The 23,804-nt window shown below is 35.1% G+C and carries 26 protein-coding genes; 10 read left to right on the forward strand and 16 right to left on the reverse strand.

Translation table 11 applies throughout. The features are described 5' to 3' along the window. Positions 1-21 precede the first annotated feature (21 nt). On the reverse strand, positions 22-210 hold the full coding sequence (locus LNP23_RS14710; protein WP_230001768.1) for a hypothetical protein: 189 nt from the start codon (positions 208-210) through the stop codon (positions 22-24). Positions 211-522: 312 nt separating this feature from the next. Between LNP23_RS14710 and LNP23_RS14715 the strand changes: the two genes are divergently transcribed. Further along, on the forward strand, positions 523-1,479 hold the full coding sequence (locus LNP23_RS14715) for a hypothetical protein (RefSeq protein WP_230001769.1): 957 nt from the start codon (positions 523-525) through the stop codon (positions 1,477-1,479). 80 nt (positions 1,480-1,559) lie between these two features. On the opposite strand, the gene LNP23_RS14720 is transcribed toward LNP23_RS14715, so the two are convergent. Beyond that, the gene (locus LNP23_RS14720) at positions 1,560-1,829 is read right to left on the reverse strand and encodes a PrgI family protein (protein ID WP_230001770.1); all 270 of its coding nucleotides are present in this window, start codon (positions 1,827-1,829) and stop codon (positions 1,560-1,562) included. 138 nt (positions 1,830-1,967) lie between these two features. Further along, positions 1,968-2,162 (reverse strand): hypothetical protein, encoded by a 195-nt coding sequence (locus tag LNP23_RS14725; protein WP_230001771.1) that lies wholly within the window; start codon positions 2,160-2,162, stop codon positions 1,968-1,970. A 487-nt stretch (positions 2,163-2,649) separates the two neighbouring features. Here LNP23_RS14725 and LNP23_RS14730 point away from each other — a divergent pair, with 487 nt between their 5' ends. Both LNP23_RS14730 and LNP23_RS14735 read left to right on the forward strand, forming a co-directional pair. Then, positions 2,650-3,486 (forward strand): sulfite exporter TauE/SafE family protein, encoded by an 837-nt coding sequence (locus tag LNP23_RS14730; protein WP_047776459.1) that lies wholly within the window; start codon positions 2,650-2,652, stop codon positions 3,484-3,486. A 4-nt stretch (positions 3,487-3,490) separates the two neighbouring features. Continuing rightward, positions 3,491-3,880: a DUF1634 domain-containing protein gene (locus LNP23_RS14735; protein WP_047776596.1), complete on the forward strand. Its 390-nt coding sequence runs from the start codon at positions 3,491-3,493 to the stop codon at positions 3,878-3,880. 211 nt (positions 3,881-4,091) lie between these two features. Here the strand turns inward: LNP23_RS14735 and LNP23_RS14740 are convergent, their stop codons facing one another. Continuing rightward, positions 4,092-5,372 carry an acetyl-CoA C-acetyltransferase gene (locus LNP23_RS14740; RefSeq protein WP_230001772.1) on the reverse strand — a complete coding sequence of 427 codons (1,281 nt, stop codon included), beginning with the start codon at positions 5,370-5,372 and terminating at the stop codon, positions 4,092-4,094. A 107-nt stretch (positions 5,373-5,479) separates the two neighbouring features. Further along, the gene (locus LNP23_RS14745; protein WP_305070177.1) at positions 5,480-5,845 is read right to left on the reverse strand and encodes a winged helix-turn-helix transcriptional regulator; all 366 of its coding nucleotides are present in this window, start codon (positions 5,843-5,845) and stop codon (positions 5,480-5,482) included. An 81-nt stretch (positions 5,846-5,926) separates the two neighbouring features. Here LNP23_RS14745 and LNP23_RS14750 point away from each other — a divergent pair, with 81 nt between their 5' ends. After that, a complete protein-coding gene (locus LNP23_RS14750; protein WP_230001773.1) occupies positions 5,927-6,805 on the forward strand; it encodes an NAD(P)H-binding protein in 879 nt (292 codons plus the stop codon). A 75-nt stretch (positions 6,806-6,880) separates the two neighbouring features. Here LNP23_RS14750 and LNP23_RS14755 read toward each other — a convergent pair whose 3' ends face one another. The 4 genes from LNP23_RS14755 to LNP23_RS14770 form a co-directional block, all read right to left on the reverse strand. Beyond that, positions 6,881-9,229 carry a mechanosensitive ion channel family protein gene (locus LNP23_RS14755; protein ID WP_230001774.1) on the reverse strand — a complete coding sequence of 783 codons (2,349 nt, stop codon included), beginning with the start codon at positions 9,227-9,229 and terminating at the stop codon, positions 6,881-6,883. Between the two features lie 317 nt (positions 9,230-9,546). Further along, on the reverse strand, positions 9,547-9,960 hold the full coding sequence (locus LNP23_RS14760) for a DUF5367 family protein (protein ID WP_230001775.1): 414 nt from the start codon (positions 9,958-9,960) through the stop codon (positions 9,547-9,549). Beyond that, positions 9,953-10,789, reverse strand: a complete 837-nt coding sequence (locus LNP23_RS14765; protein WP_230001776.1) for a Rossmann-fold NAD(P)-binding domain-containing protein — start codon at positions 10,787-10,789, stop codon at positions 9,953-9,955. Before LNP23_RS14765 ends, LNP23_RS14760 begins: the two co-directional genes overlap by 8 nt. 71 nt (positions 10,790-10,860) lie before the next feature. Beyond that, complete coding sequence (locus LNP23_RS14770) at positions 10,861-11,739, reverse strand: helix-turn-helix domain-containing protein (RefSeq protein WP_230001777.1); 879 nt, start codon at positions 11,737-11,739, stop codon at positions 10,861-10,863. A 650-nt stretch (positions 11,740-12,389) separates the two neighbouring features. Between LNP23_RS14770 and LNP23_RS14775 the strand changes: the two genes are divergently transcribed. Beyond that, positions 12,390-12,629, forward strand: coding sequence for a hypothetical protein (locus LNP23_RS14775; protein WP_047776469.1), 240 nt, complete (start codon positions 12,390-12,392; stop codon positions 12,627-12,629). Positions 12,630-12,711: 82 nt separating this feature from the next. Here LNP23_RS14775 and LNP23_RS14780 read toward each other — a convergent pair whose 3' ends face one another. Continuing rightward, on the reverse strand, positions 12,712-13,434 hold the full coding sequence (locus tag LNP23_RS14780; protein ID WP_230001778.1) for an AAA family ATPase: 723 nt from the start codon (positions 13,432-13,434) through the stop codon (positions 12,712-12,714). Positions 13,435-14,089: 655 nt separating this feature from the next. Between LNP23_RS14780 and LNP23_RS14785 the strand changes: the two genes are divergently transcribed. Continuing rightward, positions 14,090-14,569, forward strand: coding sequence for a TlpA family protein disulfide reductase (locus LNP23_RS14785; RefSeq protein WP_230001779.1), 480 nt, complete (start codon positions 14,090-14,092; stop codon positions 14,567-14,569). Positions 14,570-14,572: 3 nt separating this feature from the next. Next, positions 14,573-15,181: a thioredoxin family protein gene (locus LNP23_RS14790; RefSeq protein WP_047776475.1), complete on the forward strand. Its 609-nt coding sequence runs from the start codon at positions 14,573-14,575 to the stop codon at positions 15,179-15,181. Positions 15,182-15,278: 97 nt separating this feature from the next. Here the strand turns inward: LNP23_RS14790 and LNP23_RS14795 are convergent, their stop codons facing one another. Continuing rightward, a complete protein-coding gene (locus tag LNP23_RS14795) occupies positions 15,279-15,521 on the reverse strand; it encodes a hypothetical protein (protein WP_230001780.1) in 243 nt (80 codons plus the stop codon). 347 nt (positions 15,522-15,868) lie between these two features. Here LNP23_RS14795 and LNP23_RS14800 point away from each other — a divergent pair, with 347 nt between their 5' ends. Then, the gene (locus LNP23_RS14800) at positions 15,869-16,213 is read left to right on the forward strand and encodes a hypothetical protein (RefSeq protein WP_047776477.1); all 345 of its coding nucleotides are present in this window, start codon (positions 15,869-15,871) and stop codon (positions 16,211-16,213) included. A gap of 48 nt (positions 16,214-16,261) precedes the next feature. Here the strand turns inward: LNP23_RS14800 and LNP23_RS14805 are convergent, their stop codons facing one another. From LNP23_RS14805 to LNP23_RS14820, 4 genes are all read right to left on the reverse strand, one after another. After that, a complete protein-coding gene (locus LNP23_RS14805) occupies positions 16,262-16,672 on the reverse strand; it encodes a hypothetical protein (protein WP_230001781.1) in 411 nt (136 codons plus the stop codon). After that, positions 16,617-17,510, reverse strand: coding sequence for an RNA polymerase sigma factor (locus tag LNP23_RS14810; protein WP_230001782.1), 894 nt, complete (start codon positions 17,508-17,510; stop codon positions 16,617-16,619). The genes LNP23_RS14805 and LNP23_RS14810 overlap by 56 nt, the downstream gene beginning before the upstream one ends. A 64-nt stretch (positions 17,511-17,574) precedes the next feature. Further along, positions 17,575-17,913, reverse strand: a complete 339-nt coding sequence (locus LNP23_RS14815; protein WP_047776481.1) for a YciI family protein — start codon at positions 17,911-17,913, stop codon at positions 17,575-17,577. A 113-nt stretch (positions 17,914-18,026) separates the two neighbouring features. Further along, complete coding sequence (locus tag LNP23_RS14820) at positions 18,027-18,479, reverse strand: carboxymuconolactone decarboxylase family protein (protein ID WP_230001783.1); 453 nt, start codon at positions 18,477-18,479, stop codon at positions 18,027-18,029. Positions 18,480-18,839: 360 nt separating this feature from the next. Between LNP23_RS14820 and LNP23_RS14825 the strand changes: the two genes are divergently transcribed. Together LNP23_RS14825 and LNP23_RS14830 are read left to right on the forward strand one after the other, a co-directional pair. After that, on the forward strand, positions 18,840-19,274 hold the full coding sequence (locus LNP23_RS14825) for a PepSY-like domain-containing protein (protein WP_230001784.1): 435 nt from the start codon (positions 18,840-18,842) through the stop codon (positions 19,272-19,274). Positions 19,275-19,767: 493 nt separating this feature from the next. Then, positions 19,768-21,228 carry a glycosyltransferase family 2 protein gene (locus LNP23_RS14830; RefSeq protein WP_230001785.1) on the forward strand — a complete coding sequence of 487 codons (1,461 nt, stop codon included), beginning with the start codon at positions 19,768-19,770 and terminating at the stop codon, positions 21,226-21,228. 364 nt (positions 21,229-21,592) lie between these two features. Here the strand turns inward: LNP23_RS14830 and LNP23_RS14835 are convergent, their stop codons facing one another. After that, positions 21,593-23,683, reverse strand: coding sequence for a M43 family zinc metalloprotease (locus LNP23_RS14835; RefSeq protein ID WP_230001786.1), 2,091 nt, complete (start codon positions 23,681-23,683; stop codon positions 21,593-21,595). Positions 23,684-23,804: the final 121 nt, after the last annotated feature.

Raw genomic sequence — 23,804 nt, forward strand, 5'->3', positions numbered from 1 at the left:
TAAACGAACTACTTTAATCTATTATTTTTTTGGTGGTTTGATTGGAATTGGATCATCTCCGGGACCTTCATCAGTTGCTTGTGTTTCATATTTCAGACTTTCTTTTTTTAGATCTGTTTTTTTGTCGGCTGTTTCATAGTCGTCAGCTGTGCAAGAAAATAATGTAGTAGTCAATAGCGCAAATGTTCCCAAGTATATTAATTTTTTCATGATATTAAATTTTAAAAGTGGACATGGGTATGGCCGTCCGGATTCTGTCCGGATCTTGTTAAAGCAATACCAATTGAGGTTGGGAAGTGAAGTGCGTAGAACAGTATGATTTTATTTATACTTCCCGGATAAAGTCCGTCTTACGGTTTTCCGCACTCTTTAATTGAACTAGTTTTGTACATTTGTTTTTGACCTGCAGATCAAATCGATAACTAATCTGAGGACAAAGGAATGGCAGTTTTACTTTTGAATTTATAGAAGATTCTTATATTTCCGATCATTCCAGTTTTTCTAATAATTCCGCAGAAACTTATGAGCAACATTACTATTGAAGATTATAAAAGAGCAATTAGAGCTAAGTATAAAATTGCTACTGCAGAGGATGTGTCCGGTATTTTGTCTAATCCAAAACCAGCTGAGATTAGAAATTTTTATTTTCGAATTTTTGAAAAAGGTGTGGGAAAAATTGATACGGAAATTATGGAAATATTTTTCGAAACCAGGGAAAGTTTTCCATTGAAAAGAGCCATTGAAAACTGTAACACTGGAAAGTTAAAGCCTATTATCTCTTTCTTGCAAGGTGGAAATACAGAGAATGGACCTAGAATAGAAATGGCAGCTATTTTAGTTGATTTTAAACCGCGTCCTTTCAGAAATTTTGAAGATAATAAAGGGATAAGTGAAGAAAATAAAACAATTGAAGATCTGAATGGATCAGAGCAATTTATTTTAGAAGTAGAAAAAGCGGAAGAAGTAGAAAAAGTAGAAAAAGTAGAAAAAGGTGAAGATCAAAATGGAAAGCAAGCTTTATTAAAAGATAATTTAGTTAATACTGTACCATCTGGAAAAAGTATTAGAGAACGATTTAACAACAAAGTAAAATTGACGATAGCAGGAATTTCAATAGTTTTCTGTTTAGGGTTTTTAATAAGTTATTATTTATATCCTAAGAAACAGTGCATGCAATGGACAGGAGATCATTATGAAAAAGTAGATTGCGTTCAGGAAGTAAAAAGTTTAGTAGGGTTTAATAGTATCAAATCTTTTGAAGAGCAGCAGTTTGAGCTAAAGAAAATTGAAGTTTGCGATACAACAACGTATCTTAAGAATGGCCAGCCGATTATCTGGTACGGAAAAATTAATAATAAAGTTGATTTCTTTAATATAGACGGGTGGAACCCCATAAATGGTAAACAATTAAGACCAGTAACAGATCATATATTTAATAAGTACAAAGAAGATTGTCAGTCCAAAAACAGAAAAAAATAGTTTGATGGACTTTGGTGAAACAAGGGCATAAAAAAAGCACTTCTTATTACGGAAGTGCTTTTTTTATTGGGGATGACAGATTAATAATAATTTCCGGTAATGTCGGTACTCTTATTAAAATTCTCTGATTTTTTTTCCTTGATTTTTTTATAACAAGCAGATGTCAGCATTGGTATAGCCAGACCTGCAATAAAAGCCCCTGCTTTGTCATGTCCGGTTTTCTTTAAAGCTGCACCAACTAAAAGTGAACCTACTCCGGCACAAATCAATTGTTTGACAGAGATTTTTGATGTATTATCTTCTAATAAAGGGGTATTTGCTGCTAGTAATGGATTAATGAAATTTGCCATATTCTGTTTTGTTTTTTTAATTAGACATTTTTAAAATCTGAAAATCAGTTCAGATTCGGTTTTCAGCTATAAACCTGTAATTGTAGAGGTTTATAGCTTTTTTATTAGTTCTTTTTAGTAAATCTTCTTTTTAGGATATTAATCTCTTGTGCGATCCGTATCCTTTTTTTGCCCGGATTCTTTCTCTTTGTCTTTAGAAAAATTTGGATGATCATTTATAAACTCTTCTACAGTCTGAGTATTACCATTATTTAGCTTCGATTTATGAAGATTTTCTACGGTGTCTTTTTCCGGACAATGATCGTTGTCGGGATCATAATTCTTTTCTACCATAACGCTTTTGATTTAAAAATTAACCTCAATAGGTTGTATGTATCAAAATTAAGGCCATAAACCGTTTTTACTTTATAGAATTTAGATTTCTAATTACATAATTTTCAGCGAAAAACGGTTACTGTTTTGGATATAACAGTTTAACCGGAAATTAGCGTAATACAATGACTGTAATAAGATGTTTTTGAAAAGGAATTGATAAAACGTAGACCCTTCTTTAGAGCAGCTGTAGTTGGATTGTTTTAAAACAGGATACAAATAATGCAATTTGAGATTTCCGTTTATGACCTAAAAATACTCAGTTGTGTGTAAAAAGTAAACCATTTTTGAGGAATAGAATTTTTAAGGTCTTTTTAAGTTTAGTGTTAATTTATTGGTAGTTAATGTTTTATGTACGTAAAAGTGGTTTCTGCCTGTTTGTCATAAAATATAATATTCCAATAGCAGAATTGTATTTGTAAATTAGCTGTCAAATAAATAAATCCAAATGACAGTACTTACATTTACCCTGATTATGATTCTGGGTGCATTTTTAGCTGGTTTTATAGGTTCTTTATCAGGATTAGGCGGCGGGATTATTATCATACCCCTTTTGACGATTGTTCTTGGAGTCGATATTCATTATGCCATCGGTGCTGCTTTGGTTTCTGTAATTGCCACTTCATCGGGTTCGGCTGCTGCTTATGTAAAAGAAGGGATCACCAACATGCGTTTGGGGATTTTTCTTGAAATCGCAACCACAATCGGAGCGGTTTGCGGAGCATTACTCTCTACAATTGCGCCAACTTCTTTTATTGCAGTCTTATTTGGACTGACCTTAATTTTCTCTGCCATAAATTCATTAAGAAAAAAGACAGAACATATTGTTTTGGAATCAAGTCCATTAGCCAAAAAGTTAAAATTAGAAGGAACCTATCCTACGCACAATGGAGAATTGGTGACTTACGGAACAAAAAATGTATTGGGAGGATTCAGCATGATGGGAATTGCGGGAATGATGTCAGGACTATTAGGAATTGGTTCAGGCGCCTTTAAAGTAATTGCAATGGACAATATCATGCGGGTTCCGTTTAAAGTATCTACCACAACCAGTAATTTTATGATGGGAGTAACTGCAATGGCGAGTTCTGTTATTTACATTCAAAAAGGATATATCGAACCGGGAATCTGTATGCCAGTTGTAATAGGAGTACTGTTCGGAGCCATGGCGGGAGCTAAAATTCTGGTGAAAACAGATCCTAAAAAACTGCGCATCTTTTTTGCCTGTCTTATTTTTGTACTGGCCTTAAACATGATCTACAGTGGACTTAATGGAAAAATCTAAGCATATGACACAGGAAAAATTTGGAGAAAAAGATTTTCAGACTATTATAGGTAATTTATTGCGTTATGGGGTTTGGACTTCGTTATCCGTAGCATTTATTGGAGGTATTGTATATCTGTTGCATCACGGCAACGAGCTTGAAGACTATTCTGTTTTTAAAGAAAATGACCGAAATATTTTCGAAGTAATTACCGCAGTATACCAAGGTGTAATTCAGGGAAGGGGAGAATCGATAATATTTCTGGGTATTGTATTGCTTTTCCTGACGCCGGTTTTCAGAGTATTATTGTCATTGTTTTCATTCTTTTTAGAGAAAGATTACCTATATGTTGTCATTACCACAATCGTTATTGGAATAATTGTACTGAGTATTTCATTTGGTTTCTCGCATTAAAGAGGTTCAGAGTTGCTGAGGTACTAAGATAATGAGATAATGAGGCTGTGGTAATGAGGTAATGAGGTTCAAAGGCGCACAGCTTTTTTTCAATAGCCTCCAACTTCAGCTGGAGGTATAAAAGAAGGATATAAAAGGCTTTAGCCAAATCTCAGCATCTCAGTATCTCAGTACCTTAGTGCCTCAGTACCTTTTCAACTTTGAGCTAGAACTACTTCTCTAAAATCATTGTAATTCCTTGTCCGCCTGCGGCACAAATAGAAATGAAACCCCTTCCGGAGCCTTTTTCGTTTAGTAATTTGGCCATTACGCCAATTATTCTTCCTCCCGTAGCTGCAAACGGGTGAGCGGCGGCCAGACTGCTTCCTTTTACATTAAGTTTGCTTCTGTCTATGGCACCTAGATGTTTTTTAAGACCAATTTCTTTGCTAAGTTCGGGGCTCTCCCAAATTTTGAGCGTGGCTAAAACCTGAGCAGCAAAAGCTTCGTGAATTTCATAATAATCAAAATCCTGCAAAGAAAGATTGGCTTTCTCCAACATTCGCGATGCAGCAAATAAAGGGGCTAACAATAAATTTTGTTGGTTTTTGACATATTCAATAGCAGCTACTTCTGCGTGGGTGATGTAAGCCAAAATCGGTAAGCCGTGTTCTTTTGCCCATTCTTCACTGGCCAAGAGTATACTCGAAGCACCATCAGTAAGCGGAGTAGAGTTACCTGCTGTGAGCGTTCCGTTGATTTTATCAAAAGCAGGAGCTAATTTGGAGAGTTTTTCCAGTGTGCTGTCTTTTCTTAAATTGTTGTCTCTGTCAAGTCCGTTAAACGGACTAATCATATCAGCAAAAAAGCCTTCATCATAAGCTTTTGCCATATTCAGATGACTTTGTAAGGCCAGTTTGTCCTGATCTTCTCTTGTGATTTGGTAATATTTAGCCGTGATTTCTGTGTGTCCACCCATAGAAAGTCCGGTTTGTGATTCTTCGTTTTTTGGCACTAAGGGCGTTAGATCCTTTGGTCGGATTTTCAGAAACAACTTGATTTTTTCCCCTAATGATTTTGCTTTTCTTGCCTGGAGCAATATTTTTCTGAGCTTTTCACTCACCGCAATTGGCATGTCGCTGATCGAATCAACCCCGCAAGCAATTCCGGATTCTATTTGTCCAAGGGCAATTTTGTTGGCGATGTAGATGGCACTTTCAATTCCTGTATCGCAGGCTTGCTGCAAATCGCAGGCAGGTGTTGCAGGATCAAGAGCAGTCTTCATCACACATTCTCTTATTAGATTATTATCTGCTGTATGTTTGATTACAGCACCACCAACCACTTCTCCAAGCAATTGACCTTGCAGTTTGTATTTCTCGATAAGACCATCAAGTGTAGCGGTCATCATTTGTAAATTACTTACATCCGAATAGAAAGTATTAGCCCTGGCAAACGGAATTCGGTTATATCCAACAATGGCTACTTTTCTAATTTTATCCTGATTTTCCATAGTGATTGTATTAAGTTCTTATTGGGTAATAAAAGTACGACGATCTTGTTGTAAATCATAGGTAAGGTTTTGCAATTTAGTATTGAGATTTTTTTCAACGAATCTCATTACTTTTTATAAACTCCATCCTTTTCTTTAAAAGCCCATTCTGCCATGGCATGAATTACAGGAATCAAACCATTTCCGGCATTGCTTAATTTATAGGTTACAAACGGAGGTACAACCGGCTTGGCTTCTCTGATTACCAAACCATCGGCTTCCAGTTGTTTCAGGTGCTGAATAAGCATCTTTTCGGTTATGGCCGGGATGGCTCTTTTTAATTCGCTGTAGCGCTTATTACTGGTTGATAAATGGTAAAGGATTATGGGTTTCCAGTATCCGCCAATTTTTTCCATTACATAAGTCACAGGACAGGTGTCTAATGCGTATTGTTTGTTTTCCTGTATTGTAGAGGCTTCTTTGATTGCTGTCATGATACATACTTTAGGGTAAGTACTTGTATAAAAGTAAGTACAAATATACCTTTGTTTTTATAAATTTAAAACAAATTAAAGATGAAAATTATACTTTCAGGTTCTTTAGGAAACATAGGAAAGCCATTGGCAAACAAACTGGTAGCTGCCGGACATGATGTAACGGTAATCAGCAGTAATGCCGATAAAAAAGAAGCAATTGAAAAAATAGGAGCAAAAGCGGCTATTGGTTCGGTTAGTGACGTTGCTTTTTTGACTGATACTTTTATCGGAGCTGACGCTATTTTTGCAATGACACCACCCAATTTAGGAGGAAAAAATGTGGTTTCTAATACCGTTGCGGCCGGAGAAGCTTTCGCGAAAGCAATACAAACCGCAAATATTAAGCGTGTAGTAATGCTTAGTAGTATCGGTGCAGATTTACCAGGTGGAACGGGACCAATTGCAGGACTTCATCATATAGAGGCAGTTTACAATAAATTAGAAAGTGCAGCGGTTACCTTTCTGCGTGCCGGATTTTTCTATACCAATTTGTACAATGATGTCCCGATGATTAAAGGTGCCGGAATTATGGGCGCTAATTATCCTGTTGGTATTAAAATGCCGTTAGTACATCCCGAAGACATTGCAACCGCAGTGGCGGAAGAGTTGTTAAAAGAAGCTACAGGTAAAAATATCCGTTATATCATTAGCGATGTACGAACTCCCGGTGAAATCGCAAAAGCAGTAGGATTAGCCATTGACAAAACCGATTTACCTTGGGTTGAGTTTACGGATGAACAATCTTTGCAGGGGATGATACAGGCGGGATTGCCCGAAGAAATTGCCGGTTTGTATACCGAAATGGGTTCAGGTTTGCGAAGTGGTAAAATTACAGAAGATTTTATAAAAGGAAATTTCTCTATTGATGGAAAAATCAAATTGGAGGATTTTGCAAAAGAATTTGCTGAGAAATTTTAAGTCCAATAGAATATAAACTAAAAGCCGTCAAATGGATACTTGACGGCTTTTGGTTTTTTTGAATCAGAACTGATTTTAGGTTGAAAAAGTCAGACCTTTTGCTTTAAAGTTACTAAACAATACCTGACGGGCATTGCTGACTGTTTCTTCAGTTTTGTAAATACTGCACCAGAATTTAATCTGGATTTTAAATTTGCCTTCAGAAATGGCAGTGTAATAAATTTGTGAAGGTTTTGTATCGTTAACTAAAGGAATCGTTTGCAGGGACTCGTTTATGATGCTATTAATGGCTTCTGGTAAACTATCTCCTGTAATTTCAATAGAAACCTCGACCAACTTAAAATTGTCCGTGTACGTCCAGTTTGTGATGTTTTGAGACAATAGGTTTCCGTTCGGAATAATGATCTCGGCTCCATTTGAGGCATTAATTTTTGTGGTACGCAATCCCATAGATTTTACGCGGCCTGATTCAGAGCTAATATCTACTACATCTCCAATTTGTATGGGTTTATCGAAGATCAGAATAATACCCGAAACGAAGTTACTGACTATGTTTTGCAATCCAAGTCCGACTCCTACACCTAAAGCCCCTAAAAGAATGCTTAATTTGTCTAAAGGCATACCCGAAGCTGCTACCGCCAGAAGATATCCCACAATTAAAACAACAAGTCGGGTGATCAGTAATCTGGAATGTTGTCTTTTGTTGATGTTTTCTTCGTTTTCATCATCAATCTCTCCAAAAAAGTAAGCGACGTATTTTTGCAGCAAATGTGCAACCCAGATAATGATAAAAAACAATAAAATGTTGCCTAAGGTAAAGGTAATGCTACCAATGGTATTAGGATGACTAAGCAGCAATCCGAACGAAGCCCGAAGTGATTCCCAGATATTCAAATTAGAAGCAATCACAACCAGCCACATATAACTGATGATTATAATAAAGGGTTTTTTTAAAGTATCTGATAAACTTTCGTGATCGAAAATCTTCTCAATTCCGCGCTTAACTCTGGTCGTGTAGATTTGTAGAATAATAACTTCTAAGATTATTTTTAAAAGAACACTCAGGGCGATAATTTGCGTAAGGGAAATAAAAGCCGTTAAACTTAGCATATTTGAAAGCGAAACGCGTCCGAAAATATTGTAAAGTATCGATAAACCATTAAATCCAACAAAAAGAATACTAGCCCATTTAAAGAACCCTTTAATGTACAATTCGTCTTTCACACTTTTGATCTGAACCAGTCCATAGCGTATTCCACATAGGTTTATGATAATAAAGCAACAACGTTGCAATAACCCAACGCTGATGAATAAATCAAGGAAACAGAGGGCAAAAAACAGTCCCAAAAGAAAGGTCCAGTTTCTCATCGCATTTGTTGACCACTTGTTTTTGAAAAGGATCGTAAGAATTCCAAGCAGAATAAGCTGAAGTATTTCGATAAATAAAGCCGGAGCATACAGATTGCTCACCACGGCAATGTTAAGGCCTATTACGGCTACAGGAATCAGAATGCCTCTGTTGAGGTATTTAAAATTAAAAAGAGACAAGTTCTCGGCATGACCGTTGCTTTTCAGGTATTTAATATTGCGAGAGATGTACCAACCCAATAAACCTATGAAAAAAGCTAAGGTAAATAAGCCACCGGCACAATAACCCAGATAGTAGATTGCGACATGTTCTTCGACAATTATTTTTGATTTGATGGTCTGGGCTACTTTCTTTCTGGGTACAGAATCGGTTACATTCCATAAAAAAGGATATTCTTTTTTAAGGATACTGATTCCGGTTTTTTCAAGTTTGCTTTCTACGGCGATAAGCGCATTAGAAACGGCAATTTTTCTTTGTACGGTCAGCCTTTTGTATTTGTTTAATACGCCTTGGTTTTTAGTCATCAGACTGTCCGTATTCTTGTATTTTTTTCTAAGATTAGCAAATTCATTCTTAAAATTTTTACGACGGATCGTATCCTTTAAAAGTCCTATTAATGTTTTGTCTTTACGCAATTCGATAAATCGGTCTTTGATTTTTTCAAGATTTTTATTGCGCAAGTTGATGGCGTCATTCTGTTCGTCCAATTGTTGTTGGATTTCTTTTAAAACAACACGATACATTTGTTGGTTGCGCACATTTGGATTGGCGTCTTTGAGACTTTCTAAAATTAAATCCAGTTTGCTTTGGGTTCCTTTAATCTCTCCAAAAAGGTGATGACTTGCTCCGTCAAAATCGGCATCGTTGTATGCTGTTTCCATTACCGTGCTGGCCTTTTCAATTGCCATCAGATAATCGCTGTCGGTTGCGGTTTCTTCAAATAATTTAGAACGGCCTTCTGTTTTTTTAGCCGGAGTTTGCGAGTAGGTAAGTGTGGTAAAAAACAACAACGTCAATAAACTCAGAAAACGCGTAAAACTTCTTTTTTGAATCATAAAATTTGGGAATGAATTAAGGGCTCAAATTTAATTTTTTTTGAGGAACTTTCGTTAAAATCAGTCATGATTTAAGAGAAAGTTTTGGTTAGAAAATCAAAAGTTAAACGTCTTAGCGGTTCGGAAATAAAAAGAGGCTTTTTTAGAGGTGTAAGACTTGCTTTTTTACTGAAATTATATTTTGTAGGAATTGAGTTAATTGTATTGTAATTCAGTTTATTATGTTTCTTTATTTGAATTAATTGTTTATACTTTTATACAGAAAACTCCAATTGTGATAAATTGGAGTTTTTGCCATTTTGTCATTAAATTTTGTGTTAAAAAGAGTGTTTTTTAGCTTTAATTTTCACCTTCCAATAGCTATAAACGGTTATCGAATTTATGCAAGCCAATAGCCAAAGAACCGGACTTGTAAAAAAACTTTGATAGGTTCTTCCGTTTGGAATTTCGACCAAAGGAACGGTAATTAAGACATCCAATGATAATGCTGTGACGGACATAATTAAACCAAGAGTTAAACCGTGCATTTTTGAACTGTTTTTATAGTGAAAAGAAGCTCCGATTATAGCATATAAAACAATCAGCATCATTGCTATTAGGGTTTGCAGGTTAAAGTAATCTTTCACTATCGGAATTAGACCTAAAAGTGAAAAGGACAGACTAACACAAATCCAAACAAAAATACCGGGCAGCAGAATTTTTGAATAAGTCATCATCGTGATTTTAGACATTTACAGCATTCCAAATTCCGGTTTTTGCGATCTCTTTTGCATAAGCACTGAAATCGGTGGCTTTGCGGTTCAGCACTTTTTCGATGTCGTTGGTGATACTTGAATTTCTGCCGTCCAATACGTGTTCAAAAAGATAGTTGATCAGCCAGATATGATCTTCCGGAACTTGATATTCCCGTAGTTGCTGCGTGTATTCTTCCAGAGTTAAAGATTGAAATTGAATCTCTCGGTCAGTTGCTTTGGCAATTTCTTTAACCGCTTCGGGGAAGGTTAACAATCTTGGTCCGGTAAGTTCATAGGTTTGACTGTTGTGTTTGTCATTCAAAAGACATGCTGTAACAACATCGGCAATATCATCAGCGTCGGTAAAAGGTTCGAGAGCCTCTGCTCGGGGTAAGGCAACAAAGCCGGCTAAAATGGGCTCTAGAAAGAAGCTTTCGCTAAAATTTTGATTGAACCAGCTCGCTCTTATAATAGTCCAGCTTTTTGCGGTAGATTGTACTATTTCTTCACATACCTGTGCTTCTTTTTCACCTCTTCCGGATAAGAGAACCATTTTTTCAACGCCAAATTTATTTGCAAGACGTGTAAATTCGGTGATAATTTCCGGAGCGGAGGGAACAGCCAGATCGGGTTGAAAAGTGATGTAAACCGAATGAACCCCTTCAATAACTGCTGGCCAGGTTTCAGGATTCTCCCAATCAAAAGGATGCTCCGCAGTACGCGATCCTATGATGATTTCTATATCGTTTAGGTGTTGTAAACGTTCTACGACTCTTCGTCCGGTTTTTCCGTTAGCACCAAGTACTAAAATTTTCTTTTTGCTCATATCAATATTTTTTAAATGAATACTGATACAAAGGTGCCTGGTTTAAGGCTAAATCATTTGTTGCAAAAGAATTATAATTTGTTTGAAAAGTACTTTTGCTTTACGTCATTCGGACGGGTTGCGAATTTTTTATAAAAGGCATTAGAGAAAGAACTGATGCTTTCGTAACCCACTTCCCAAGCGGCTTCCTGAACCGTTTTATCCTTGTTTTGCAAGAGCTCATAAGCTTTGTTTAGTCGTTCTTCCTGAACAAATTTGAATACCGGAATGCCAAATATTTCCTTAAAGTTCTTTTTTAACTTGTTACTGTTAAGTCCAACCATTTTAGATAGTTGTGTTATAGAAGGAGGTTGAGAGTAATTGTGTGTAACGATTTCTTTTGCCTGAAAAATTTTGTCTTTGTCCTTATCCGAAAAGGCTTGTTTTTGATCACTTGCTAATAGTCCGAAAAAGTGCGCTAATAGTTCGTTGATCTGACTTTTCAGGAATAACAATCGGGTATTGTCGGTATAATTGGTATTGAAAATTTTCTGAACGGCCAGTTGCATATCCAAGGTCATATAAAAAGACGGGCCTTTTACAAAATGCTCCTGAGGGTTGAGCAATTGAGGCAGGTATTTTTCAAAAACTTCTTTTTCTGCTTGTGGTAAAGAGGGCAGATTTTTTAGTTTGGTGAAGATGCTAATCGACTGTAAAGGTTTATCGGGTTCAATTTTATGCGCAAATTCTACTTTCTGATTTCCAAAAAAGCAAATGGCCAAACCCGTGGTGTTAGTCAAGTATTTTGTTTGATTGTTGTGTTTTATTTCCAGTTCAACATTACCTGAACCATAAAAGGCAAATCCTACAGCGTCACCATCAATTTCACATTTCTGAACAAATGTTTTTGTTGTGTTGGATTGTTCAATCAAAACAATAAAGTCGTTTAATTCGATGATATCTGTTGTCATTGGTTTTTGCTTTAGAATTGGTTGGGGCAGGATGTCTTTTTCTGTTTTTTAATGAGTCAGTGTTATGAAATTTTGTTACGTCAAGATAGAAAAAGTTTTAGAATAAAGTGAATCAAGTTCAAAAGTTGTAGAATTTCTCTTTTGTTAGAAGTAGCAGATCTTATACTTTTTTTGCCATCGATTTTCAAAGGGGCATTTTCCAAATTTTCGCGTTGAGGGTCTCGCAAAGACACAAAGACGCCAAATTTTTCTTCTTATTTTTTAAGCTTTACTATTTTGTTTTCTAATTTCTCATTTTAGCTTTCTCGAAATGATAAGGGCTTTAAAGGTTTTTTACTTTTTTATTAAAACTTTGCGATTTTGCGACTTTGCGAGATTTTACTTCTTCACAACTTTTGGAATTGACTCAATAAAGGCTCAAAATTAATTCAAAGAGAAAGACTTTTTTAATTTTTATGTGTTTCAAAACCGTATTATGTAGGATGTTCATGTTTCATTTTATAGAATGAAACCTCTTTGCAAGTTATTGTTTAATACTTCTTGTTAATTTAGTAGGTATCAAAACAATAGTAACAATTGATTATTAAAAAGCGATTTCATTAAACAGCTGCTTATTTTTTTAATTTATTGTTTTATTTAAAAAGAGAAATATGTCCCTTCCCAACGAATTGTACAATACAAAATTTGCTGAATACATTGAATCGCTTAAGATTTTGTATTTGGTAGATGATAAATTTAAAACAATCTGTGATGAGTATTCGAAGAGTAGAATCAAAACAGAGAAGTACAGAAAGAAATTTGAAAAGGATTTTCGCAACCAGTTGGAGTTTGAAAACTTATCAAAAGAACTGGAAGAAGAGATATTGATTTATCTGATCCGGAAGGAATAAATAGCCCCTTGGACGCATTTTTTTAACACCTAGATTCATAGATAACATAGTCTAAAACAGGGCTGGGTTTAGCTTAATGGTTCTAAACCCTGTCTTTTTTGTGAGCAAGCTCTAATGCTGCAATAATTTGCCTTTTCATCAGCGTATGAGTGTAATCTTTGGCCTCAGCATAAGAAATCTGATATTTTCGTGGAATATCCCGGAATTGAACAGGGAAAGTTTCTAAGATCGTATCGTAATAACGATCAAGTTCGTTTTCTTGAGGCATTTCAAATTTCAATTGCAACTGAAATCTTCTCAATAAAGCGGTGTCAATACTGTGGTAATGATTGGTGGCACAAATGAGTAAACTGTCTGCAGGAAAGTAATCAATTAACTGAATGATGGTATTTACGAGACGTCTCATTTCTCCGACGTCTTTGTCTTCGCTATCGCGACTTTTCCCGATTTGATCAAATTCGTCCAAAAACAGCACTGCTTTTTCGCGAATCGCCTTGTCAAATAAGGCTTTTACATTTTTGGATGTCTCGCCAATACGGGCATTTATTAGAGTACTAAGATTTAAAATGACAATGTTTTTCCCCAAAGCCGTCGCAATTGCTTTTGCAGTCGTGGTTTTACCGCAGCCCGAATGACCGTAAAGCAGTATTTTATGATCTACTTTAAGATTGTATTTTTTTAATTCCTCCAGATAGTGATGCTCTTTGATCGTCTGCGCTAAGGCAGCTTTATTCTCGGGGCTAAAAAACAGATCTTTCAACGCAATTTTTTCAGTATCATTTACGATAAGCTCGGACAAATTCATTTGCAGTTTTTATTTGGTGCAAAAATAAAGCTTATTCTGTAATATAACAGCTTAAAATTTACTTGAGGTATATTTTGATGTCCAGATGCAATAAGGCTCCTGTTGGGCTTAAAACACTGCGTTTAGGAGTGATTAGGCAGTAGGGATGATCTGTCGGGTATAATTTTTAACACATAGAGACATAGCTAACAAAGCCGTAAAAAAAGACGTTTCACTTAACATAAATCACATAAGACTATGTGAAAAAAAAATGTAATTTTCTTAAAACTCTGGAAAAAGAATAACTCTAAATCTATGTTTCTATGTGTTAAAAAAAAATATGATCAACGGGTTATTTCAAGATTATAATAAGGCTTCTGGCGGGCTCAAAATATTGCGTTTAGGAGTGATTAGGTAGTAGGGATGATCTGTTGGGTGCGATTTTTTAACACATAGAGACATAGCAAAGAAAGCCGCAAAAAAGACGTTTCACTTAAAATAATTTACATTAAGACTATGTGAAAAAAATGTAATTTTCTTAAAAACTCTGGGAAAAGAACAACTCTAAATCTATGTTTCTATGTGTTAAAAAATTATGCTCAACAGGTTAGATATAATATTTATATTTGTTACAGAGAATCCAAATAGTATAAAAGAAACCCAATCAGGTACTTAGATGAAGAAAATCAGCATTTTTATAATTTTCGCTTTTTTACTGACGTATTCAGCAACGTTCTACGGTCAGCAAGTCAAACTCATTACGGTTGATCAGCTTCAAGAAAGAATCAAAAAAGGAAATGACAGTACCTATGTGGTGAATTTCTGGGCGACCTGGTGTGCACCCTGTATTAAAGAATTACCGTATTTTGAAAAATTGGGTCAGGAGTATAAATCAGAAAAACTGGTTGTATTGTTGATTAGTGTGGATTTTAAATCGAAATTGAGTTCGGCAGTCATTCCTTTTGTGAAAAGAAAAAAGATAAAAAATGAGGTTTTTCTTCTCAACGAAAGCAATCCACAGGAATATATCGATCGTATAGAACCATCGTGGTCGGGGAGTATTCCGGCAACACTATTTATTAAAAAGGAGAAACGAAAATTCACCGAAAGTGAACTTACCTACGAACAATTATTAACCGAGTATAAAAAACTATAAATCATGAAAAAGTACATCACCATTATGTTGTTTTTGACTGCCTTTCTTTCTCAGGCGCAAAGCAAAACTTTAAAGGCCGGAGAGACGGCACCGGATTTTAAACTTAAAAATGTAGACAACAAAGACGTTTCTTTTGAAAGCTTTCCAAAAGCAAAAGGCTTTATTGTGGTTTTTACGTGCAATACCTGTCCGTACGCCAAAGCATATGAGCAAAGAATAATTGACCTGGACAAAAAATTTAAACCCGAAGGATATCCTGTAATTGCCATTAATCCAAATGATCCGGAAGCATCAAAAGCTGATACGTTTGATAAAATGCAGGATTTGGCTAAAGATAAAAAATACGCTTTCCCTTATTTATTTGATAAAGGACAGTTGGTAACCGATCAATATGGAGCCAAACATACACCACATCTTTTTGTGGTGTCTAAAAGTGCAAAAGGAACTTTTGTAGAATATACCGGTGCAATTGACAATGACCCTGAAGGAGACAAAGCAGAAAAAACAAAGTATGTCGAAGACGTAATTTCGGCCTTACAAAAGAATCAAAAGCCAACTATAACGGAAACGAAAGAAATTGGTTGTACAGTGAAAAGAAAAGCGAAAGCATAATTGGATTAATACCGCTAAAATAGTGTAAAAACGCCTCAAATTTTGAGGCGTTTTTTTATTTCTGACTTTGTGTTTTGGTCAAATCTTAGAAGCTCCCCTAGGAGTTGGTCTCTATAATGCTTTTTACGATACTGATGAAAGTGTCCGTATTTTCAATTTCCTGTTTGATATAAGAGTCAAAATCCAATAAATTGAACCGCTCTATCATATCCTTTTTTGTGTATTTTATTATTGATTCGAGACTTCGGCTATCTGTTTCGTGCATTCGGTTTAATTGACGCTGTTTGCTTTCCAGATATTTTAAAGATTCTTTTAATGTTTGAATGTTTATTTTTTCCACCTGTTACTTTGTTTAATGGTGAATAATCAGGAATGAGGTAAAGTTCAATAGCTCCAAAAAACGTATTATTCATTTGAATTCACCTCATTCAAGAGTATCCTTTCTTACAAATACGCTCAAATAGGTAATTTGGTTTTAGTAGAATTCTATTTTTTTTTTAGGAATAGGGTTCAAGTCCAAAAGTTTTACGGAAGTAAAAATCTTGCCAATTCGCAAAACCGAAAAGTATTTTTCAAATATAAGATGAAAACACTCAAATATCGATTTAAATCTATTTTACTGAGGGTTTGGTTGTTATTTTAATCGCGTGTAGTTTTTATGGAGTACAAAAAATAAGGACAGTATATATGGAAGTATTTGAAATCATTTCGTTTGCACCATCAGAAGGCCCGATTGGAACAATAATTAGATTGGTGTCTTCCGATAATAAGAATGTTGAACCGGAGTCTTTGGTATTGGAAGGTGTTGAGTTTGCCTGTAGTAACAATAGAAGATTAAATTCTGCTTTTACTACTTCCGGTGTAGTAAATGAATCCTATACTCATTTTTCAGTTAAAGTTCCCCCTGATGTTTCTGAGGGAGAATCGTATGTCATCATTTTCAGGTTTAAGAAAAAATCAGAATATGGAAGTAAAGTTTATTTTATTACCTATCCTTTTAACGATCTTTTCGTCGTCAAAGAAAAAGACTAAGGTATTCGTGCGATACAATGTAATATTTTAGGAATAAGCATCGGGTCATTAGGGATTGTTTTTTAAGTTCAATTTCTCGATATTTTTACTAATAACGTTTTGGTCCGCTGTCGTTCTGGCTAACTCCAAAGCTGTTTCAAATTGTTTCAAGGCTTTTTTTGTGTCAAAATCCGCATATAGATTTCCAAGCAAAGAATAATAAAAATGATTGTCGGTCAAATTGAGTTTCTCGGCTTCTACAATGGCTTCTTTTTTGCTTTTTACTTTTGATAAAGCATAGGTTCTGTTTAGCGCGACAATAGGAGAATATTCTAAAATGATCAGATTGTTGTATAATTCCAGAATATGTTGCCATTTTTCGGTTGTGTCTTCTTTAATCGTATGCCAATAGGCAATTCCGGCTTCAAGATGGTATTTTGAAAGGGTACTCCCGGTAGAAGATTGGCTCAGAAAATACATTCCACGATCTATTAATTCCTGATTCCAAAAGCGATTGATCCTGATCGACGTATAAGATAATTTCTCCGTTTTCGGCTGTTCTGGCCTCAAATCGGGAAGAATGGAAACACATTAGAGCCATTAAAGCATTCGTTTCCGGTAAATTGGTGTTTTTGTTGCTAATTAATAAATAGGTAAGACGCATGGCTTCGGCACACAGATCTTCGCGTAACATCGTATTTTGTGAAGTAGAGTAGTAGCCTTCGGAGTAAAGAAGGTAAATGGTTTTCAAAACGGTACTTATTCGTTCCTTTATTTCCGAAATACTAGGATTTTGAATTTTAATATCTTCTTCTTTAAGCTTTTCTTTGGCGCGGTTGATTCTTTTGTAAATGACTTCTTTATTGGAAAGGAAAGCATCGGAGATTTCATTGATTCCAAAACCACACAGTAGATTTAGTGCCAGTGCAATCTGTGCTTCGTTGGAATTACAAGGATTGCAAACTGTAAAAATCATTGCCAATTGACTGTCGGCAATATTCTGATCCGATAAATCAATGTCGACCTCGGGATTGTTTAGTGGGGTGTTGTATTTTATTTCAGCGGCTACTTTGGTTTCAAAAAGAGTATTTCTTTTCAAATAGTTCTTGGTTTTGTTTTTGGCAACGGTATAGAGCCAGGCGGCCGGGTTTTCAGGTATTCCTTTTATAGCCCAGGTCTCTGAAGCAGACAAAAAGGTATCACTCACGATATCTTCGGCAATTTCGATATGATGAATACCAAACAGGTTACAAAGAACAGAAACAATTTTTTGATATTCGGTTCTGAATAAATGAGGTATAAGTTCTTTGTTCTCCATAGTATAAAGTAAAAATGCCCAAGTAAAGATACAAAGGCATTTTTAAAATTTGTCATTTGAAAGTTTAAACGCCCATACGAATTTCAACGTTTCCACCGAAATTTAAAACCGGACATCCCTGTGCGATTTCGGCTGCTTCCTCATAATCTTTGGCTTTGATTATAATTAACCCTCCAATTGATTCTTTGATTTCTACAAAGGGACCATCGGTGATTCCTTTATTAGAAGAAACCAATTTACCTTGTCCGTCCCAACGTTGTAAGGGTCTTGCTAATTTGTCTTGTGCTGCAAGGCTGCCAAACCAATTTTGCCATTGTTGTAAATGTTGTTGCAATTCTTCGGGTGAAGGCTGTGTCTCTTTGGTTATAAAATCTCTTCTGAAAATCAATAAAAATTCATTCATTTTTGTACGTTTTATAAGTTGTCAATTTGCGTTTGTAAAATAGTTTTGGCTACACACTGCTTTTATTCAAACAATAAAAATAGTGTTTTGCGGGATTAAAAAATCCAATTTAATTATCCAAATTGCCCTACTCTGTAAGTTCCCGGAGTATTAGCAAAAGCAATATTAATGCGATTCCAGGTATTTATTGTAGTAATGGCAAGTGTAAGATCTATTAATTCTTCTTCTGTAAATTCCTCTTGTGCAATATTGTAAATTTCATCGGGAACATCACAGGCATTTACGGCTTCTGCGTAGGCAAGAGCAATTCTTTCACGTTTTGTAAAGTAAGGAGTTTCTTTCCAGGCGCTTAATCCAAATAAACGTTGTGTAGTTTCGCCATTGGCCAATGCTTCTTTGGAGTGCATGTCTAAACAATAAGCACAGTTGTTAATTTGAGATATTCTAAAATCGATTAATTCCATAAGAGATCTATCGAGGCTTGATTTTTTCAAATAACCGGTAATTGCAAATAAAGTTCCGATTGCTTTTTGACCTTTTTCAAATACGTTAATTCTAGTTTCCATGTAGTGTAATTTTTAAATGTTTATACTCTAATAACAATTGAACTTTCAAAATTGGACAAAAAAAATAAAAAAAATGTAAAAAAAATGAACGTGAGCGTAAAAGTGAATGTTTACGGGACTTACGAACTGAAATAAAAAGAATTATTTGCTGTGTATTTTTATTTGAAAGTATTCCGGAAGGCGAAATCGTGTTGGAAATGGAGTTAGTAATGAGCAGTAAACACATTTAGAAAAGTAAAAAATACAAGATTAGCATTTTTAAAGAAGCATTTTATAAGTGATAAAGGTTTCTTAAATTGATTTGGAAACATTTTTGCTTGTAGTAAATTAGTAAGGCAATAACCTTAAAACAGTTGAATCATGAAAATAAAAATCATTTTTGCCACAGTATTGCTGGGTTTTGCAATATCGGCTAACGCGCAAAAGAGAATCAAAATTACCGAGCTTCCCGAAGCATCACAAGATTTTCTAAAAAAACATTTTAGTTACACCACTGTTGAAGTAGTCAAAAAAGACGCGGAACACGGTGAAAAAGGATATGAAGTCATACTGAAAGACGGAACCGAAGTAGAGTTCTGGAAAGACGGTTCCTATCGGGAGGTTGACGGAGGTAAGAAGCCAATTCCGACTGCATTTATTCCGGCAGCTGTTAAAGACTATGTCGCAAAAAACTATCCGAACGAAAAAATAACCCACATTGATTACGGTCACAAAGACCTCGATGTAGATTTAACGAACAAAATTGATCTTGAATTTACAAAAGAGGGCAAACTTCTAAAAGGAAAAAAAGAATAAATTAAACCGTGGAGTGCGGTTCAGGGAAATTGCAATTTTTTCAGATGGTTTGATGTGACTTGTTTGTTGTGAAAGGTGGAATGTAAAACATAAAACATGAAACATGAAACATGAAGCATGAAACATGAAACATGAAACATGAAACATGAAAAGAGGAGTAGGTAAATACTATTCCTCTTTTTTTTGCGTTAATACAGGAGTAATTTAAAATTCATTTTGAAGTACTTTTCAAAATTGATAGAATTGACGGTTGCAACACTTCAAAGCAATTGTATTTACTCATAATCTTAGCTTCCGGACACACAAAACCTGTGTAAACATTGTACAAGTGTATAAACTTTATACACACTAAATCGTATTGAATTATCGTAAATCCCTCAGAATCCATTTTATAGAATAATGGCACATGCATTGCTAAATGTGTTACTGTGAATTCCTGTTTTCGGGAAAATTTATTTAAAAGCCATAGGATAGAAATCAATAGAAGTACAATATGAAGAGTGAAACAATTATTTCAGAACAATTTTATACTACAAGCGACAATACAAACAATAACGAACATTCTGTAAGCAGTTCCATTTTTCGTTTTAAGAGTAAAACAGCAACCAATAACAGTGAAGAAAAGGCAAGTCCATTAGGTTTAATAGTCCTTGCAAGTACTTTTATACTGATGTTAACGGGCGCTTTTATGGTGCATCAATTTCAAACCGATTTTGATCAGTTTCAAATTGACCGAATAAATTCCAGTTGGGGATTTCCTTTTTTAATTTTAGCGATTGCTTTATTTGTCTTTCAAAGCGGTGTTTTTGCTTATAATTTATTTCTTTACCTGCGCTACAAACCAATCGAGTCCGTTTCGGATGATTTATTGCCAACCTGTACCGTTATCGTTCCTGCTTATAATGAAGGGAAATTGGTTTGGGATACTTTATTGAGTTTGGCCGAAAGTGATTTTCCGGAGCAAAAACTACAAATACTTGCTATTGATGATGGGAGTAAAGATGATACTTGGTACTGGATGCAACAAGCAAAAATAAAGTTAGGAGATCGTTTGACTATTTTTCAGCAACCTGAAAATGCCGGAAAACGACATGCACTTCACCGTGGATTTGAACTTGGTACGGGAGAAATTTTTGTAACCGTAGATAGCGATTCGATCGTAAAAAAGGATACTTTGAGAAATTTAGTGAGTCCTTTTATAATTGACGAAAAATGTGGTGCAGTCGCCGGGAATGTTCTTGTTTTGAATAATAAAAAAGCATTGCTTCCTAAAATGTTAAACGTAAGTTTTGTAATGAGTTTTGAATTTATGCGTTCTGCTGAAAGTAGTCTGGGATCGGTGCTTTGTACTCCGGGTGCAGCAGCGGCATACCGCAGAGATGCTGTTTTGGAATGTCTTCCGGAATGGATCAATCAAACCTTTATGGGACAACCTTCTGATATTGGAGAAGATCGTGCGATGACCAATATGATTCTAAAACAAGGACTTCATGTCTTGTTTCAGCGAAATGCTTTAGTGTTAACAAATGTGCCGGAAGAATATACCGGTCTATACAAAATGTTTATCAGATGGAGCAGGAGTAATGTGCGTGAGAATCTTATGATGGCACAATATGTTTTTAAAGATTTTAGAAAAGGATCTAAGTTTGGTACAAGACTTTTGTTTGTGAACCAATCTTTGCAAATCATTTTAGCATATCCGTTTCTGATTTTTATGCTGTTTTTTATACTGACACATCCGTTGTTATTTTTAAGCTCGACTTTGTTGAGTATCTTGATAGTGTCTACTTTTCCGGTTTTATTTTACGCCAAAAGATACAATTTTGCTGATTCACTATGGGCATATTCCTATAGTATATTCTACACCTTTAGTTTGTTCTGGATAACGCCTTACGCAATTGTTACAGCAAATAAAAGAGGATGGTTAACCCGTGGACTGTCGGATAAAAATTAAAAGTGAAAATTGAAGAGTAAAAAGTGAAAATTGTAATTTTGAATTGATTGAGATTAATTTGTTTGAAAAGCTCCTGTTCGACTGAACAGGAGCTTTCTTGTTTTATAACTTATTTAAATGGCAAACCTCTAAAAAGCTAAATTCTAATTAATTCGAGTTGCTGGCTAATTGTTTTTTTTTCAATCTGAATAGCCTCGAGCTTTAGCTCAATGTCATTAAGTTAAGAGCTTTTTCACGCAGATTTTGCAGATTTTGCGGATTTTTTTTATTACATCCTGCTAAAATCTGCAGATTTTGCGTGAGATTTTTTTAGACAATCTTATAACTTGTTTCATTTTAGTTATAAGAGAACTGGCAACTTGAATTAATTGATGACCTTTTTAGAATAAACAGTACCATTTGTATCTTTTAGTTTAATAATATACATCTGGTGATTGTTTAATACTGGTAAATCATAGTGGGTGGAATTAATTTTATCGAAATGAAATAAAACTTTACCGGTAATATCGTAAACATAGATTTCCTGCAATAGTATCTTATTGGCTTCAACCCTGAAAGAACCGTTGTTTTTATAGATAACATAAGATGGTAGCTCACTTTCGAAATTTTCAACACCCAATGTTCCACTTTTGATTATTATACCATAGTCTTCAACATCAAAAACATTTGATGAACTTGGATAACAGCCGGAGTCTGATATTGCTGCATCAGAGTAAGGGTCTAAATCAGAAGAAGAAGATCTGTAAACGATACGCATCGTTAAAATTTTATTACTTACAACCTGATTAGGAATTACAATATTGTGCGATAAAACAGTACGTAGTGTTTGGGTTTGGTCTCTCATTTGTTTACCGGCAAAGATGACTTCACTTTTATTAAAAACCCCGTCATTATTATAGTCAATCCAAGCTTTAACATAACTATTACGACTTGTTATAGTAGAGATAGAGGCTTGTAATTGGTAACTTTTAGAGGTTTGAACTTCGGTAATTTTTGAACATTTAAAATCAGAGTATTGTTCATTTAGACTTACAGGAGTTGTGTTTTGTATGGTGTTAAATTCTACTTTACTTAATGCTGCTCCAAAGTTTCCGCTTTGGTACGTTCCAAATTTACAAGACGGAGCAGTTCCGGTCTCGCCTATAGTAATAAGCTTTGATTTTGTTTTTGTAACAGTTCCTGCTGAAGTAGTGATGGCTAATGTTACATCATAAGTTCCGCCTTGTGTCAAAGCAAAACTTGGATTCTGCACCGTAGAGTTTAATGTTGTAGTGCCATTGGTAACAGTCCAAAGAAAACTAATGCCGGGATATTGGCTGTTTGGTAAAAGGCTGTTAGGGATACACGTTGAGGCATCTCTTAGTGTAACGCTATTATTAGAAGGGCAGATTATAGTTTTATCTGCAACAAAATCAACTTCTGCTTGTTGTACCGGTACTAAAGATAAATTTCCGTTTTGAGCCAATAAACCTTTTCGGGTTGTTTCTAATGTAGCGATCATTCTGTCGATTTGGTCTTGTGTAAACATGAATTTACAAGAGTTCGGAGAATACGACATTATATTATTCATAAAGTATTTATTACTTTTTAACGATAATCCAGTTCTCGAATCAACATAATTTAGAGCACATGCATTAATGTCTTCGTCTTTGTTTTTATCACAATCCTGATTTGTTTCGAGATGTGGCGGGGTATCTTCACAAAGATCCCCTGAAGCAGGGGCTAATGACGGACATGTAGTATCGGAACTTCCCTCAAAAGTATGACGTAGGCCTAATCCATGTCCTATTTCGTGTGCAATTGTTTTGTTATTGAGATCATAGGCAAGCGTTGCGTTAATAAAAGCCCCGTCTGTGCTTGTTCCGGGATAATAAGCATAACCGTTAACTCCTGGAACTTTTGCTAAATAAACATTGTAATATTTTTTTGGATCCCACTGCATGGCCGCTCTAATTTGGGAATCGGGCACTCCGGTCTTATCATTTATTCCGCCGCTAACGTAAGTAGCGTTGTTTGAATAATCATATCTTTCAATACCGTTAGTACAATTTCCTTTTGGATCACGTACTGCCAAAACAAATTCGATTTTAGAATCTAAACCATAACGCTTATCAAAATTCACATCACCATTTAAATAGCGATAGTATAGATTTAATCTTTTTACATAGTTTAAGACCACCTCTTCAGATAAATTTAATCCTGTTCCTAAAGCTTCACCTGTATGTATAATATGTATCACAATTGGAATTTGATAAAGAACAGTCGCGTTGTTTTTTGAGGTTTTTGAAAACTCGTCGCGTTCTTTTATCTTTTGCTGTAATTGCATTTCCTGCATTTTAAGAACAGCAGGGTCAATTTTATTTAATTCAATCTTAAAGCCGCATTTGTTATCAATATCCTGCGCCAGAATTTTTAAAGAGAATAATAAAAAGAGAATAAAGTAGTTTTTTTTCATAATAAAAGTGGGGTTAGTCGAATAGAGAATTATTTGGAAAAATAAGTCAAGTATTCATTAAAGTCAGCAAAAATGTAAAATATTTTGATATAAAGCATCATAAATAAGTAATAATTCTTAT

Source organism: Flavobacterium cupriresistens, from assembly GCF_020911925.1.
Classification (GTDB): domain Bacteria; phylum Bacteroidota; class Bacteroidia; order Flavobacteriales; family Flavobacteriaceae; genus Flavobacterium; species Flavobacterium cupriresistens.

Excerpts from the sequence above, each read along its gene's own strand:
- LNP23_RS14710 (WP_230001768.1), bottom strand. The coding sequence starts at position 210 with ATGAAAAAATTAATATACTTGGGAACATTTGCGCTATTGACTACTACA.
- LNP23_RS14715 (WP_230001769.1), top strand. The coding sequence starts at position 523 with ATGAGCAACATTACTATTGAAGATTATAAAAGAGCAATTAGAGCTAAG.
- LNP23_RS14720 (WP_230001770.1), bottom strand. The coding sequence starts at position 1,829 with ATGGCAAATTTCATTAATCCATTACTAGCAGCAAATACCCCTTTATTA.
- LNP23_RS14725 (WP_230001771.1), bottom strand. The coding sequence starts at position 2,162 with ATGGTAGAAAAGAATTATGATCCCGACAACGATCATTGTCCGGAAAAA.
- LNP23_RS14730 (WP_047776459.1), top strand. The coding sequence starts at position 2,650 with ATGACAGTACTTACATTTACCCTGATTATGATTCTGGGTGCATTTTTA.
- LNP23_RS14735 (WP_047776596.1), top strand. The coding sequence starts at position 3,491 with ATGACACAGGAAAAATTTGGAGAAAAAGATTTTCAGACTATTATAGGT.
- LNP23_RS14740 (WP_230001772.1), bottom strand. The coding sequence starts at position 5,372 with ATGGAAAATCAGGATAAAATTAGAAAAGTAGCCATTGTTGGATATAAC.
- LNP23_RS14745 (WP_305070177.1), bottom strand. The coding sequence starts at position 5,845 with ATGACAGCAATCAAAGAAGCCTCTACAATACAGGAAAACAAACAATAC.
- LNP23_RS14750 (WP_230001773.1), top strand. The coding sequence starts at position 5,927 with ATGAAAATTATACTTTCAGGTTCTTTAGGAAACATAGGAAAGCCATTG.
- LNP23_RS14755 (WP_230001774.1), bottom strand. The coding sequence starts at position 9,229 with ATGATTCAAAAAAGAAGTTTTACGCGTTTTCTGAGTTTATTGACGTTG.
- LNP23_RS14760 (WP_230001775.1), bottom strand. The coding sequence starts at position 9,960 with ATGTCTAAAATCACGATGATGACTTATTCAAAAATTCTGCTGCCCGGT.
- LNP23_RS14765 (WP_230001776.1), bottom strand. The coding sequence starts at position 10,789 with ATGAGCAAAAAGAAAATTTTAGTACTTGGTGCTAACGGAAAAACCGGA.
- LNP23_RS14770 (WP_230001777.1), bottom strand. The coding sequence starts at position 11,739 with ATGACAACAGATATCATCGAATTAAACGACTTTATTGTTTTGATTGAA.
- LNP23_RS14775 (WP_047776469.1), top strand. The coding sequence starts at position 12,390 with ATGTCCCTTCCCAACGAATTGTACAATACAAAATTTGCTGAATACATT.
- LNP23_RS14780 (WP_230001778.1), bottom strand. The coding sequence starts at position 13,434 with ATGAATTTGTCCGAGCTTATCGTAAATGATACTGAAAAAATTGCGTTG.
- LNP23_RS14785 (WP_230001779.1), top strand. The coding sequence starts at position 14,090 with ATGAAGAAAATCAGCATTTTTATAATTTTCGCTTTTTTACTGACGTAT.
- LNP23_RS14790 (WP_047776475.1), top strand. The coding sequence starts at position 14,573 with ATGAAAAAGTACATCACCATTATGTTGTTTTTGACTGCCTTTCTTTCT.
- LNP23_RS14800 (WP_047776477.1), top strand. The coding sequence starts at position 15,869 with ATGGAAGTATTTGAAATCATTTCGTTTGCACCATCAGAAGGCCCGATT.
- LNP23_RS14805 (WP_230001781.1), bottom strand. The coding sequence starts at position 16,672 with ATGTATTTTCTGAGCCAATCTTCTACCGGGAGTACCCTTTCAAAATAC.
- LNP23_RS14810 (WP_230001782.1), bottom strand. The coding sequence starts at position 17,510 with ATGGAGAACAAAGAACTTATACCTCATTTATTCAGAACCGAATATCAA.
- LNP23_RS14815 (WP_047776481.1), bottom strand. The coding sequence starts at position 17,913 with ATGAATGAATTTTTATTGATTTTCAGAAGAGATTTTATAACCAAAGAG.
- LNP23_RS14820 (WP_230001783.1), bottom strand. The coding sequence starts at position 18,479 with ATGGAAACTAGAATTAACGTATTTGAAAAAGGTCAAAAAGCAATCGGA.
- LNP23_RS14825 (WP_230001784.1), top strand. The coding sequence starts at position 18,840 with ATGAAAATAAAAATCATTTTTGCCACAGTATTGCTGGGTTTTGCAATA.
- LNP23_RS14830 (WP_230001785.1), top strand. The coding sequence starts at position 19,768 with ATGAAGAGTGAAACAATTATTTCAGAACAATTTTATACTACAAGCGAC.
- LNP23_RS14835 (WP_230001786.1), bottom strand. The coding sequence starts at position 23,683 with ATGAAAAAAAACTACTTTATTCTCTTTTTATTATTCTCTTTAAAAATT.